Origin of the sequence: Bradyrhizobium sp. Mp27, from assembly GCF_029953005.1 — a bacterium.
Classification (GTDB): domain Bacteria; phylum Pseudomonadota; class Alphaproteobacteria; order Rhizobiales; family Xanthobacteraceae; genus Bradyrhizobium; species Bradyrhizobium barranii.
On the sequence record NZ_JASAUS010000025.1, the window covers coordinates 40,534 to 54,926 of the forward strand.

11 protein-coding genes are annotated in these 14,393 nt (G+C 64.4%); 8 read left to right on the forward strand and 3 right to left on the reverse strand.

Annotation, left to right across the window (positions count from 1 at the left end; translation table 11 throughout):
* The first annotated feature begins 49 nt into the window (after positions 1-49).
* The 7 genes from QJT78_RS15935 to QJT78_RS15965 all read left to right on the forward strand — a co-directional run bounded on the left by QJT78_RS15935 (position 50) and on the right by QJT78_RS15965 (position 8,709).
* A complete protein-coding gene (locus tag QJT78_RS15935) occupies positions 50-1,024 on the forward strand; it encodes a nitronate monooxygenase family protein (protein ID WP_028147312.1) in 975 nt (324 codons plus the stop codon).
* Between the two features lie 51 nt (positions 1,025-1,075).
* Positions 1,076-2,251 carry an ABC transporter substrate-binding protein gene (locus QJT78_RS15940; RefSeq protein WP_028147313.1) on the forward strand — a complete coding sequence of 392 codons (1,176 nt, stop codon included), beginning with the start codon at positions 1,076-1,078 and terminating at the stop codon, positions 2,249-2,251.
* Between the two features lie 10 nt (positions 2,252-2,261).
* Positions 2,262-3,788: an acyl-CoA synthetase gene (locus QJT78_RS15945; protein WP_038942672.1), complete on the forward strand. Its 1,527-nt coding sequence runs from the start codon at positions 2,262-2,264 to the stop codon at positions 3,786-3,788.
* Between the two features lie 98 nt (positions 3,789-3,886).
* Entirely contained in the window at positions 3,887-4,972 is a 1,086-nt protein-coding gene (locus QJT78_RS15950; protein WP_028147315.1) for a DUF2855 family protein, read from the forward strand.
* 77 nt (positions 4,973-5,049) lie between these two features.
* Positions 5,050-6,825: an NAD(P)/FAD-dependent oxidoreductase gene (locus QJT78_RS15955; RefSeq protein ID WP_038942673.1), complete on the forward strand. Its 1,776-nt coding sequence runs from the start codon at positions 5,050-5,052 to the stop codon at positions 6,823-6,825.
* A 128-nt stretch (positions 6,826-6,953) separates the two neighbouring features.
* Positions 6,954-7,931, forward strand: a complete 978-nt coding sequence (locus QJT78_RS15960; protein WP_038975525.1) for a peptidyl-alpha-hydroxyglycine alpha-amidating lyase family protein — start codon at positions 6,954-6,956, stop codon at positions 7,929-7,931.
* 220 nt (positions 7,932-8,151) lie between these two features.
* On the forward strand, positions 8,152-8,709 hold the full coding sequence (locus tag QJT78_RS15965; protein ID WP_014491631.1) for an HNH endonuclease: 558 nt from the start codon (positions 8,152-8,154) through the stop codon (positions 8,707-8,709).
* 88 nt (positions 8,710-8,797) lie between these two features.
* Here the strand turns inward: QJT78_RS15965 and QJT78_RS15970 are convergent, their stop codons facing one another.
* The 3 genes from QJT78_RS15970 to QJT78_RS15980 form a co-directional block, all read right to left on the reverse strand.
* Positions 8,798-10,087, reverse strand: a complete 1,290-nt coding sequence (locus tag QJT78_RS15970) for a hypothetical protein (protein ID WP_049807520.1) — start codon at positions 10,085-10,087, stop codon at positions 8,798-8,800.
* Positions 10,088-10,328: 241 nt separating this feature from the next.
* A complete protein-coding gene (locus tag QJT78_RS15975; protein ID WP_028147317.1) occupies positions 10,329-11,807 on the reverse strand; it encodes a GH1 family beta-glucosidase in 1,479 nt (492 codons plus the stop codon).
* A gap of 2 nt (positions 11,808-11,809) precedes the next feature.
* The gene (locus QJT78_RS15980; protein WP_028147318.1) at positions 11,810-12,811 is read right to left on the reverse strand and encodes a glycoside hydrolase family 16 protein; all 1,002 of its coding nucleotides are present in this window, start codon (positions 12,809-12,811) and stop codon (positions 11,810-11,812) included.
* A gap of 332 nt (positions 12,812-13,143) precedes the next feature.
* Between QJT78_RS15980 and QJT78_RS15985 the strand changes: the two genes are divergently transcribed.
* Positions 13,144-14,391: a glycosyltransferase family 87 protein gene (locus QJT78_RS15985; protein ID WP_028147319.1), complete on the forward strand. Its 1,248-nt coding sequence runs from the start codon at positions 13,144-13,146 to the stop codon at positions 14,389-14,391.
* The last annotated feature ends 2 nt before the right edge of the window (positions 14,392-14,393 follow it).

Below are 14,393 nucleotides of genomic sequence, written 5' to 3' on the forward strand. Positions count from 1 at the left end.
CTCAACCATCGGCCGGGAGGCCCTTGATGCGCGTCGTCAGGAGGATCGGATGGCACTGCCCGCTCTGCTCAAGAACAATCTGGAGCTGCCCGTGGTCGGCTCGCCCCTGTTCATCGTCTCCGGGCCGGAGCTGGTGATCGCCCAATGCAAGGCCGGCGTCGTCGGCTCATTCCCCGCGCTCAACGCCCGTCCGGTGGAAAAGCTCGACGAGTGGCTGAGCCGCATCGAGGACGAGCTCGGCGAATACAAATCGCGCAATCCCGGCAGGAAGGTCGCGCCCTACGCGGTCAACCAGATCTGCCACGCCTCCAACGACCGGCTGATGAAGGACATGGAAACCTGTGTGAAGCACAGGGCGCCCATCATCATCACTTCGCTGCGGCCGCCCGCCGAGATCGTCGAGGCCGCGCACTCCTATGGCGGGCTGGTGTTCCACGACGTCATCAACGTCAAGCATGCGCGCAAGGCCGCGGAGCAAGGCGTCGACGGCCTGATCCTGGTGTGCGCCGGCGCCGGCGGCCATGCCGGCACGCTCTCGCCGTTCGCGCTGGTGCGCGAGGTCAAGCAATGGTTTGACGGCGCGATCCTGCTGTCGGGCGCAATCAGCGACGGTTTTGGCATCGCCTCCGCGCTGACACTGGGCGCCGACCTTGCCTACATGGGCACGCGCTTCATCGCGACGAAGGAAGCCAATGCCGACGAAGCCTACAAGTCCGCGCTGACGCAGCACGCCGCGCACGACATCGTCTACACCAACCTGTTCACCGGCGTGCACGGCAACTATCTCGGCCCCTCGATCGCCGCCGCCGGGCTCGATCCGGACAATCTCCCGGTTGCCGACAAGACGAAGATGAATTTCGGCTCCGGCGGCAACATGAAATCCAAGGCGTGGCGCGACATCTGGGGATCGGGCCAGGGCATCGGCCAGATCCTGGATGCGCCGCCGGTCGCCGAGCTGGTCGACCGGATGAAGGACGAATTCGATCAGGCCCGGCAGGATTTCCTGATGCGCGCCAGCGCCTGACGGCTTGGTCCGACAAGAAAATTGGACTGACAAGACAAACGGGAGGACACCATGAAGCTGACAGCCGCGCTGACAGGCCTGTCGTTGCTGACGCTTGCCGCCGGCAGCGCCGGTGCGGACGAGATCCGGATCGGGCAGACCCTACCCTATAGCGGTCCGGCATCCGGCTTCGGCGCGATCGGACGGACGCAGGAGGCGTTCTTCGAGAAGGTCAACGCGGAAGGCGGCATCAACGGCCGCAAGGTCAAGTTCATCACGCTGGACGACGCCTACTCGCCGCCGAAGACGGTCGAGCAGACCCGCAAGCTGGTGGAGCAGGACGAGGTGCTGATGATGTTCGGCTCGCTCGGCACCGCCACCAACAGCGCCGTGCAGCGTTACCTCAACGCCAAGAAGGTGCCGCAGCTGTTCGTGCTCTCGGGCGCCACCAAATGGGCCGATCCGCAGAAGAATCCCTGGACGATGCCGGGCATGGCGGCCTACGAATCCGAGGGCGTCGTCTATGCCAAGTACATCTTGCAGTCCAAGCCCGACGCAAAGATCGCGATCCTGTCCCAGAACGACGATTTCGGCCGCGACTATGTCGCGGGCTTCAAGCGCGCACTCGGGCCCAAGGCCGCAAGCATGATCATCGCGGAAGCGAGCTACGAGACCAGCGCGCCGACGATCAGCTCGCAGCTCTCGACGCTGAAAGCGTCAGGCGCCAACGTGCTGTTTGGCGTCGTGCTCGGCAAGTTCACCTCGCAGATGGTCAAGGGCGTAGCCGAGATCGGCTGGAAGCCGGAGCTGTTCTTCGTGCCCACCTCGGCCTCCTCGATCTCGTTCCTGGAGCCGGCGGGGCTGGACAATGCGGTCGGACTGATCTCGTCGAGCAACCAGAAGGACACGATGGACCCGCAATGGGCCGACGATCCCGGCGTGAAGTCCTATTTCGCGTTCATGAAGCAATACATGCCGACCGCGGATCTCTCGAACTCCAACTATGCGGCGGGCTATCACTATGCCACGCTGCTGATGACGGTGCTGAGCGCCTGCAAGGACGATGTCAGCCGCGACAACATCTTGAAGCAGGCCGCGTCGTTGAAAGAGGTGAAGCTGCCGCTGCTGCTGCCCGGAATGAGCGTGTCGACCGGTCCGGACGACTATCTGCCGTTCCAGCAGCTTCAGCTCCGCCGCTTCAACGGCAAGAGCTGGGTGCCGTTCGGCGGCATTCTCGATGACCGGTAGAGGACGTCCCATGATCATCAGCGGCGAGCGCCGGATCGGCTATAACGAGATCCAGGCCCGCATCAGGCGGGCCGCGAGCGGACTTCGCGGGCTCGGCCTCGCCGAGGGTGCTCCGGTCGCCATGATGCTGCGCAACGATTTTGCGCTGTTCGAGGTGGTCGCGGCTTCCGCCGCGCTCGGCAGCCCGGTGGTGCCGATCAACTGGCATCTCAAGGCCGACGAGGTGCGCTACATCCTGACCGACAGCGGCGCAAAGATCCTAGTCTGCCATGCCGATCTGCTGCCGCAAATCCGTTCCGGCCTGCCAGCCGACGTCGACCTTCTCGTCGTAGCAACACCGCCCGAACTCGCGGCGACCTTCGCAATTCCGGCCGAGCTGACAAACGTTCCGGCCGGACTGACCGATTGGGATCGCTGGCGCGAGGACCATCCGGAAATGCAGGAGCCGCCCCGCCGGGCCGCAGCGATGATCTACACCTCAGGGACGACGGGCATGCCGAAGGGCGTGCGGCGCAGGCCGATGCAGCCCGAACAGGCAGCCGCCTCCGAACGGATGGGTGCGATCGCCTATGGCATCAGGCCGAGCGACAATCAGGTCGTGCTGATCAACGGGCCGATGTATCACTCGGCGCCGCATTCCTACGGCATGCTGGCGTTCCGCAGCGGCTGCACCATCGTCCTTCAGGCGCGGTTCGATGCCGAGGAGCTGCTGGCGCTGATCGAGCGCCACCGTGTCACGCATATCCACATGGTGCCAACCATGTTCGTTCGGCTGCTCCGGCTGCCCGACGCGATCAAGCAGCGCTACGACCTCTCCTCGCTGCGCTTCGTCGTGCACGGTGCGGCGCCCTGCCCGCCCGACATCAAGCGCGCCATGATCGATTGGTGGGGAATGGTCATCAACGAATATTTCGGCTCGACCGAGACCGGCATTCCGGTGTGGCATTCGGCCGAGGAGGCGCTGAAGAGGCCGGGTACGGTCGGCCGCGTTATCGAAGGCGGCATCGTCAAAATCTTCCGCGAGGACGGCAGCCTCTGCGGCGCCGGCGAGGTCGGCGAGATCTACATGCGCCAGATGGCGGTGCCGGATTTCGACTATCACGGCAAGGCCGAGGCGCGCGCCGAGGCCGGCCGCGACGGTCTCGTCAGCGTCGGCGACGTCGGCTATCTCGACGAGGACGGCTATCTGTTCCTGTGCGACCGCAAGCGCGACATGGTGATCTCCGGCGGAGTCAACATCTACCCCGCCGAGATCGAGAACGCGCTGATCGGAATGCCCGGCGTGCGCGATTGCGCGGTGTTCGGCATTCCCGACGCGGAATTTGGCGAGCGGCTCTGCGCCTATGTCGAGCCGGAGCCGGGCGCAGCGCTCTCGTCCGCCGCCGTTCAGTCGTTCCTGCGCGAGCGGCTCGCCAATTTCAAGGTGCCGAAGGACGTCGAATTCCGCGACGCGCTGCCGCGCGAGGCGACGGGAAAGATCTTCAAACGCAAGCTGCGGGAACCCTATTGGGCGGGCCACGCAGGCGCCGGCGCGTAACGAACGGCTGCGAACGGCGTTTTAAACTATGTTGCTGTTGCAAAAGGATCATGGGTGAACCATCAAATGCCGGCACGGACAAAGCCGGGATCAAAGCCATGACATCGATCGACTTCGTCGTTGCGAAAGATAACCTCGACCAGTGCAAGGTGGTCACGACCGAGCTTCCCGGCGCGGATGCGCTGCCGCCTGACGCCCTGCTCGTGAAGGTCGACCGCTTCGCCTTCACCGCCAACAACATCACCTATGCGGTGATGGGCGACGAGTTGAAATACTGGCAGCTCTTTCCCGCGCCGAACGGTTTTGGCAACATTCCGGTATGGGGCTTTGGCGAGGTGGTCGCCTCAAGGCATCCGAACGTTGCCGTGGCCGAGCGCCTGTTCGGCTATTTCCCGATGGCGACGCATCTCGTCATCGAGGCGACCGACGTGAGCAAGCGCGGCCTTCGCGACGGTGCCGCACACCGGCAGGGCGTGGCGCCGGTCTACAATGCCTATGCACGCGTCAGCGGCGATCCCGCTTACGCCGGCCGGAAGGGCGATTACCAGGCGCTGCTGCGGCCGCTGTTCATGCTGTCGTTCCTGGTCGACGACTTTCTGGCCGAGAACGACGACTTCGGCGCACGCACCGTGCTGCTCTCGAGCGCCTCGAGCAAGACCGCGTTCGGCCTCGCCCATCTGCTGCACACCCGCGGCCGCAACGTGATCGGGCTGACGTCCGCCGGCAATGTCGACTTTGTCTCGTCGCTCGGTTGCTATGACGAGGTCGTCACCTATGACGGCATTGCGTCGTTGCCATCGGATGCGCCGGTCGCCTTCGTTGACATGGCCGGCAACAGCGCGCTGCGCGCCGGATTGCATCAGCACTTCGGCGACCGGATGAAATGCTCCGTACGCGTCGGATTGACGCATCGCGCCACCGAGCCCGACGAAGGCGAGCTGCCCGGTGCAAAGCCGCGCTGGTTCTTCGCGCCCGACCAGATCCGCAAGCGCGCCAGGGAATGGGGCCCGGGCGGCATCGAGCAGCGCTTTGGCGCGGCATGGTCCGGCTTTGCGCCGCGGCTGGAGAGAAGCCTGACCGTGGTCGAGGGCCGCGGCCCCGAGGCGGTGCGGCAGGTGTTTCTCGATACGCTGAAAGGGCGTATTCCGCCGGAGCAGGGCCACATGCTCTCTCTGCTCGGGTAAACCGCTTTCGAGGCCCGTCGAACCGGTATAGCGTCGACCTCAGAGGAAACGCCGCGAAGACGGCCACGAGGTCGCGCATGCTGGACAAGACGAAAGATATATCCGTCTCGGCGCAAGCCTGGCTCGATGAGTTCGAGCGCACGCTCGGCAAGCCTGATCCGGCCGCACTCGACCATCTCTTCCTTGCCGACAGTTTTTGGCGCGATGTGCTGGCGCTGAGCTGGACCTTGCAGACGATTGCGGGCCACGACCGGATTGCCCAAGCGCTGAGGGCGCTCGCGCCACGGGCGGAGCCAGCCAGCTTCACGATCGCGCCCAACCGCGCGGCGCCACGCTGGGTCACTCGCGCTGGCACCGGCAATATCGAGGTCATCTTCAATTTCGAGACCGTGATCGGCCGCGGCAGCGGCATCGTCCGGCTCGTGCCCGATACCGGCGATGGCGACCGGCTGAAGGCGTGGACACTGCTCACCGCGCTCGATGAGCTCAAAGGGTTCGAGGAGCAACTCGGCACGTCGCGGCCGCGGGGACAGGCCTATTCGCGCGATTTCCGCGGGCCGAACTGGCTCGATCTGCGTAACGCAGCCCGCGACTATGCCGATCGCGATCCTGCCGTGCTGGTGGTCGGAGGCGGCCAGGCCGGCCTTGCGATTGCAGCACGGCTGAAGCAATTGAAGATCGACACACTGATCGTCGATCGCGAGACGCGGATCGGCGACAATTGGCGTAAGCGCTATCACGCGCTGACCCTGCATAACCAGGTGCAGGTCAATCATATGCCCTACATGCCGTTCCCGCCGAACTGGCCGACCTACATCCCGAAGGACAAGCTCGCCAACTGGTTCGAAGCCTATGTCGACGCGATGGAGCTGGATTTCTGGACCGGCACCGAGTTCGAGGGCGGCACCTACGACGACGCGAAGGGCTGCTGGACCGTCACGCTGCGGCGCGCCGACGGCAGCAAGCGCACCATGCAGCCGCGCCATGTGGTGATGGCGACCGGCGTCAGCGGCATCGCGAATGTGCCTGATATTCCGACCCTCGCCAATTTCAAAGGCACGCTGCTGCATTCGAGCCGCTACGAGGACGGCGAGAACTGGACCGGCAAGCGCGCCACGGTGATCGGCACCGGCAACAGCGGCCACGACATCGCACAGGATCTCTGCTCCAGCGGCGCCGAGGTGACACTGGTGCAGCGGTCGCCGACGCTGGTCACCAATATCGAGCCGTCGGCCCAGCTCGCCTATGCGACCTACAACGAAGGCACCCTCGAGGACAACGACCTGATCGCGACCTCGATGCCGACGCCGCTCGCGAAGAAAACCCATGTGATGCTGACCGAGCAGTCGAAGGAGCTCGACAAGGAGCTGCTCGATGGCCTGAGCAAAGTCGGATTCAAGCTCGACTTCGGCGAGGCCGGCACCGGTTGGCAGTTCAAATACCTCACCCGCGGCGGTGGCTATTATTTCAACGTCGGTTGCTCCAACCTGATCGTCGAGGGCGCGATCGGGCTCAGGCAGTTTGCAGACATCGAGAGCTTCACGGCCGAAGGCGCTCGGATGAAGGACGGCTCGATGATCGCGGCCGATCTCATCGTGCTGTCCACCGGCTACAAGCCTCAGGAATATCTGGTGCGAAAACTGTTCGGCGACGGCGTCGCCGACCGCGTCGGACCGGTCTGGGGCTTTGGCGACGGGTTCGAGCTGCGCAACATGTATGCGCGCACCGGGCAGCCCGGCCTCTGGTTCATCGCCGGCAGCCTCGCGCAGTGCCGGATCAACTCGAAATATCTCGCGCTCCAGATCAAGGCGATCGAGGAAGGGATTTTGGGGCGTGAGGCGGGCGCCGCTTAAGCCTCGTCATTGCGAGCGCAGCGAAGCAATCCAGGATCTTTCCGCGGAGACAGTCTGGATTGCTTCGCTGCGCTCGCAACGACAGTGTAGAGACGATCGCGCCGCTGAAACGAAGAAGAGGAAAACAAATGCCTGCCATTCTCGGCACCGGCGAGCACCGCTACCGCGTCGTCGAAAATTTCGCAAAGCTGCCCGACGGCTGGACGCTGACCGACGTCGCCTCGGTCGCCGTCGACAGCAAGGACCGCGTCTACGTCTTCAACCGCGGGGCCCATCCGATGGTGGTGCTGGATCGCGAGGGTAATTTCCTCCGGAGCTGGGGTGAAGGCCTGTTCTCCCGCGCGCACGGCCTGCACATCGATGCCGACGACAATCTCTACTGCACCGATGACGGCGACCACACCGTGCGCAAATGCACCACCGACGGCAAGGTGCTGCTGACGATCGGCATCCCCGAGAAGCCGTCGCCGTTCATGAGCGGCGAGCCGTTCCATCGCTGCACCCACACCGCGCTGTCGCCGAAGGGCGAGATCTACGTTTCCGACGGCTACGGCAATGCGCGCGTGCACAAGTTCACGCCCGACGGCAAACTGATGAAGAGCTGGGGCGAGCCCGGTACCGATCCCGGCCAGTTCAACATCGTGCACAACATCGCCACCGACGCAGACGGTTTTGTCTATGTCGCCGACCGCGAGAACCATCGCGTGCAGGTGTTCGATGGCGAGGGCAAGTACGAGACGCAGTGGAACAACCTGCACCGGCCCTGCGCGCTATGCTGCTGCGGTGGAGCCAAGAGTCCGACCTTTGTGATCGGCGAGCTCGGACCCGGCCTCGACATCAACCGCAACGTGCCCAATCTCGGCCCGCGGCTGTCGATCGTGGACGCCAAGGGCAACCGCATCGCGCGGCTCGGCGGCGAGAACGGGCCAGGCGTTGCCAGCGGGAAGTTTTTGGCACCACACGGCCTCGCGCTGGACTCCAGGGGCGACATCTATGTCGGCGAAGTCGGCGTCACCAACTGGAAGGCCAGCTTCGGAGACCAGGAAACGCCGGCCGTGGTGCGCGCGACGCGGTGTTTGCAGAAGCTGGAGCGGGTGCGGGAATAGCTGGGCGGGCGAGGCCGCGATGCGCTGTCGGGTCGACCGGCCTCTCCCCGGCGTCGTCCTCGCCTCCCAAATCACGGCGGTTTTGAGCGCTTTGCCACCCCGCCGCCGCATTGCTTGCACCTGAATAAGTCGCTCAACGGGCTTCACAATCCCGTCACGCTGCATGTAGTATGTCAGTACATGCTGCTTCGCAGCGTATATTGGAGGCCGGGAGCGTTACTTGAACGCACATGTCTCGCAAGGCAGTTGGCCGGTGTTGGTGCTGAATGCGGACTTCCGGCCGCTGAGTTACTACCCGCTGTCTCTCTGGTCGTGGCAGGACGCGATCAAGGCGGTGTTCCTCGACCGCGTCAACATCGTCGCGCATTACGATCAGGCGGTTCACAGTCCCACGCTGCAAATGCAGCTGCCGAGCGTCGTCTCGCTCAAATCCTTCGTCAAGCCGACCACGCATCCCGCCTTCACCCGGTTCAACGTCTTCCTCCGCGATCGTTTCAATTGCCAGTATTGCGGCTCGCCGGAAGACCTCACCTTCGATCACATCATTCCGCGCAGCAAAGGCGGCCAGACCACTTGGGAGAACGTGGTCGCGGCATGCTCGCCCTGTAATCTGCGCAAGGGCAATCTCACGCCGGCGCAGGCAAAGATGTTTCCGCGCCAGAGCGCGTTCGCGCCGACCGTGCACCAGCTCCACCGCAACGGCCGCCTGTTCCCGCCGAACTATCTGCACGATAGCTGGCTGGATTATCTCTACTGGGATACGGAGCTGGATCCGTAGGGTCGGCACAGCGCGCCTGGCCTTTCGTGCGACCTGCTCAGATCAAAAGAACGAGGACCCCTCGGGTCCTCGTTTCATTTCATGAGCGTCACGCATTCTGTGCCAGCGAATGAGCCTCGATTCGTCCGCGGATATCAGGCTCACTCAGCAAGTCGAACGGCTCCATGAGCTGCACGACATCGGAGAACGCCCTCTGGACCACCGGATCGGCCACGACAGCCCGGAATAGAGCAGCCTCGAACTGCCGGCTCTCCTCGTACCGCTCCGGGCGCTCGCCGCGCGTGGTCGGATAGGCGAAGTCGGCGCTCACGCCCATGTTCCAGGGCGCCTGAAGCAGCGCGCCCACTTCGGACATGAACGCAGCCTGGAGGGCCTCGATCGGGTCCACCTCCCCGGCGACGCGATCCAGGATGTCGCGCAGCAGCTTTGCCTCCCGCGCGGCGACCGTCATGCCCTGTCCGTAGACCGGATTGAACCGGCACAGCGAGTCCGCCACTGGGAGAATCCCGCGCGGCAGCCGCTTGAGCCGTTCGAAATGCCGCCAGCGGCTCGCATCGAACACGAAATGCCGAAGACCCCCGGGTGGCAAAAGCTTGTAGACCGCGTTGTAGACCGCCGGCGTCTTCAATTGGCGAGCAGCCGCAAGATACTCCTCCCACGTGCCTGGGCGATCCGTCGCGCCGTGGTGGGAGATCGATGTAAACCAGCGCCCGCCTTCGAGAGGAATGATCAAGCCGGCTGTCGCCGACGCGGCGGGATCGGGCAACGTGACCAGATTTTGCCAGTCGAACGAGGTTCGCCCCGGCCGCAGAACCGCGGTGGTGTAGCTGATGTCGACGCCCACGACGGTCTCCTGCAGCCGCTCCCAGCCAAGCACATCGAGCAGGCCGAGCGTCGGCGCGCCGCGGCCGGATGCGTCCACCACGAGATCCGCCTCGATCGCCGCACCAACGCCTGCGTCGTTCTCGAATTTCACCATCGGCCGGGTTGCGGCCGGCACAATCTCCGTCACGCGGCTCTGCGATTGCACTTTGACATTGGCGATCGCAGTCACCTTTCGGCGCAGCGTATGCTCGATCAGCGGCCGCGAGCCACACAGCAGCGACGTCCCGCAGTCGCGCCTTGGCAGCGCGCCGACATCTGGCCGCTCGTACTGGACGTCCTTGAAGACATTCACGGGAACTGCACCGGCGGCGGCAAGATCCTGGGCGAAACCCGGGAAAAGGGAGTCGAGGGCCTGCAGCCCACCGGCCAGAAGAAGATGCGGATGCCGATCTTGGGGAACGCCGGCGCGGGACATGATCGAAGCCGGCAGGACATCGCGTTCGAGAATGGCGACTTCCTGGAAGGCGGAAGAAAGCGCACCGGCGGCAGACAATCCTCCAATCCCCGCTCCGATGACAACCGCGCGTTGCCCAAAATGACGGCTCATATCTATTCCTTTGGTTCGATTCACCACCTTTCTGTGCGTAGACCGCACTACGGGAATGTTTCCAATCGCGGGATCTTTGTTTCGATTGCAACGGAGCGGCCGCGATGCGCGCTTCAAGGAGAAACGAACGGCGCCGTGGCGCGGGTCTATTGTGGGCCAGGAGAGTAGCGGGGGCTAGGCGTCCAGCTCACACCCCGATCGCATTCCGCATCACCACGTCCCGATAGAACGCCGCGCTCAGCTTCGGCACGCGCGCTTGGGTCTCGAAATCGACCCGGTAGAGGCCGAACCGCTTGCCGTAGCCATAGATCCACTCGAAATTGTCCATCAGGCTCCACAGGAAATAGCCGCGAACCGGCACGCCCTCGGCGATCGCACGCTGCATCTGGGTCAGGTAATTGCGCAGGAACATGATGCGGTCGAGATCGTAGACCTGACCGTCGGCGGAAACCTTGTCCTCGGACGAGGTGCCGTTCTCGCTGATATAGATGGTCTCGATGTTCCAGATTTTTGCGGCGAGACGCGGGGCCCAGTAGATCACCTCAGGGCCGACCCGCAGCCATTCCGAGTTCATGTGCGGGAACGAGGTTGGGAACGGCAGCACGCGGAAGCCCGACGCGCGCTCGGAGGCCGTGACGTAGTATTGCGGCGCGTAGATGTTAAGCCCGACGAAATCGTTCGGCGTGCCGATGATCTTCAACTCGTCAGGGGTGAATTTCGGTGCATCCGCCCCGGCATAGGCGAGGAAGCCGTCGGTGTACTTGCCCTCCAGCACCACGCCAAGAAAGCCGGCGTTGAGCTCACGCGTTGCGATCTCGGCAGCGCGGATATTTTCCGGCGTCGCGATCGCGGGCACGCAGGCCGCGATGTTTTCGGCGGCACCGACGCGGGTGCCGGCGCGCCCGGAGGCGCGGATCGCCCGCACGGCAAGCCCATGCGCCAGCGCGACGTGATGGCGCGCCTGGTTGAGCTGCGCCGCCGGCAGCTTGAGGCCGGGCGCGTCGATGCCCCAGCCATAACCGAAATTCACGAAGCGCCCGACCTCGTTCACGGTGAAGATGGTTTTGACGCGATCGGTCAGGCGTGCGGCGACGTAGGCGGCGTAATCTGCAAAAGCCTTCGACGTGTCGCTCGACTGCCAGCCGCCGACGCGATCCTGGAGCGCCTGCGGCAGGTCCCAGTGATAGAGCGTCGCATAGGGCTCGATGCCGTTCGCGAGCAGCTCGTCGACGAGCCGGTTGTAGAAATCGAGCCCCTTCGGATTGGGTTGACCCGATCCATCCGGAAACACCCGCGGCCACGCAATCGAGAAGCGGTAGGCCTTGACGCCGAGTGCCTTGATCAGCGCGACGTCGTCCTTGTAGCGGTGATAGTGCTCGTTGGCGCGGTCGCCGGTCGAGCCGTCCTCGATCTTGCCGGGCGTGTGGCTGAAAATGTCCCAGATCGATTTGCCGCGTCCGTTCTCGTCGACGGCGCCCTCGATCTGGTAGGACGAGGTTGCCGTGCCCCACAGAAAATCCTTGGGAAAGGGCGCGTGGCGATCGGCCGGTGCGGGCGTCTCATTATCTGCAGCCTTGTTGTCTGCCGCCTTGGCACCCGCCGCTGCACCAAGCGCGGCGAGCCCCGCGAGCTTCGCAAGATCGCGCCGCGAGACATCAGCTGACATCGCTATCTCCGAGCCTGCTCCATGTCGATCTGATAGGCGGAAATCCGGTCGATCTCGAATGCGACAGTGGGCGGCGATTCCGCATCGACCGGGCCGACACCGAGAAAGAATTTCGATCCGATCGCGAGATTGACGATCATGTACATGGGATCGTCGAAGCCGATCGGCACCTTGATGTCGGAGACCGGCTTGCGGTCGATGAAATAGACCAGGCGATCCTCCTCCCACAGCACACCGTAATTGTGGAACGTGCTCGAAGCGTCGCCGACCGCATAGTCGAAGCCGCAGGACTGGATCTTCTGGGTCGACGGAATCCGCCAATGCGTCGTCATCACGAGATCGCCGGGCCGCTCGCCGCGGCCTTCCAGCACGTCGACCTCCGGCGGCCAGCCGCCGTCGTCCGCCAGCATCCAGAACGCCGGCCAGACCGCATGGCCAACCGGCACCTTGGCGCGGATTTCGAAATAGCCGTGCTTCTGCGCGAATGTGCCCTGGGTCGTCAGGAGTCCCGAGATGTACTCGTTGTTGAACAGAACGGACTTCAGTTCCGGCGGCGTGCGGCTGGCGACGATCGAGAGCACGCCGTCCTTCACCTTGAACGGATCAAGCCCAAGCGGCGTCCCCGCACGCCCCGAATAGCGCGGATCAACGTAGATCTGCTGCTCGCCATTGGTGCTGGTCTTGCGCTTGAAGTCGGAGCCGTCACCGCCCCAATAGCGCGCTTCCGGCCAGGCCGCGCCGCCGGCGTAATGCGGCACCCAGCGACCAGTCGCAAGCGGATGCTCGTCAAAATCATCGTTGAAAGTCCGGCGCAGCGGCAGGAACGCGAGCAAGGCGGGATTGGCCGTCTCAAGCTTGCGGCACTCGATCATGGAGGGATCGGTGGTCACTTGCAGCGTCATCGTGCCGGGCGCGGCATCGAGATCGTCCTGCGCGACGCCCGGCGCGGGCACGGCAGACAGGCCGATCGCGACCAGAGCGCCCTTCGTCCAACTGTCGATCATCACCGCACATCGAACTTGGCAGAGAACTTGGCAGGATATGCGCAGGTTAGCTCGCCTGTCTTCGAGAGGGCAAGCACGGCCATCTGTGCGGGCGGGCGATTTCGAAAAGGTCATCTCGACCTCGCATTCAGGTCGGCCGGAAATCGCGTCACCCCGGCGCAAGATCGGCGGTTAACCGGGCCCAGTTCCGCGCGCCCCAGCTCCGCCAGAGAGGCGCCGGCGCCAAATCCTTCCGCATTCGTTACCGTCCCTTAAGCCTCCGATGGCAGTTTGGCCGGGATCCGCGGCCCTGCCCGTCCAACCGCCGATCCATCAGGTCAAGGTCGTCGCTCATGTTTGCCGAGACGCTGGAAGCGGTTCAGTCCTCGCCGTCGAAGCGGACTGCCTATATCCGCTTCGTGCTGGCGGCGCTGGCGTCGATCGCCGTCTTCAAGGCCTTCTGGTTCGCACGCTTCGGCGGCTGGACGGATCGCGAGCTCGCCGATTTCGATGCCTTCCACATCGTCGCGCAGCACGTCTGGCGCGGCGACCTCGACCAGGTCTATCATTTCGATGCCCTGCTGAAGATGCAGATGGAGGCCGCCGGCGGCGCCACCGGCTTCATGCCCTGGACCTATCCGCCGCAATACGACCTCCTGCTCGCGCCGTTCGCATTCCTGCCGGTCGGCGTCGGCTATCTCCTGTTCACCGCCGCGACACTTGCACTCTATCTCGTGACGCTCCGGGCGATCGCCGGCCAGAATTTGGCGCAGGTGCTGGTGATCCTGTTTCCGGCGATGGCGATCACCATCGGCTGCGGGCAGAACGGCTTTCTGACGGGAGCGCTGATCGGGCTGGTCTGTCTCAACGTGGAGCGGCGGCAGCTGTTGGCGGGCCTCGCGCTCGGCGCCATGGTGATCAAGCCGCACCTGGCGATTGCCGCCGGCGTCTATCTGCTGGTGACGCGGCGCTGGATTGCGCTCGGAACGGCCGCGGCCGTCGTATTGGCGAGCTCACTGCTCTGCACGCTCCTCTTCGGGTGGCAGATCTGGTTCGCGTGGCTCGGAGCGATCAGGGAATCGGCGGGCTATCTCGAGCAGGGCTTCTACCCGCTCTTCCGCATGATCTCGACCTATGCGGCGCTGTACAAAGCCGGCCTTCCCGCAAGCGCCGCCTTCTGGGGACAGACGGCCGTGGCCGGGCTGGCCTTGTTCGCCGTCCTTCTCGGTGCGGCGCGGGGCGCTTCACCGGCCTTTACGCTCGGTGCCGCCGTGATGGTATCCGTGATGATCAGCCCCTATGCGTATGATTACGATCTGCCGATGGTCGGGATCGGTCTGGCCCTGATGCTGCCCGATCTCGCCAGGATGGCGAGCCCGCGCGAGCGGAGCGTCATATACGGGCTGATCCTGTTCGCAGGAGCCTATGGGCTGTTGCAGTCGGGGCGGCTCGCGGTGCAATTCGGGCAGAAGGCCGATCCCGACCAACATTTCGCGCCCGCCCTGGGCGGCTTCGCCCTGATGGCGCTCCTGGTCCTGCTGCTGCGGCTGCTGTGGCGCGGGACGCAGCCGGCGCCCATGCTGTCGCAGGCCGCGGAGTAACG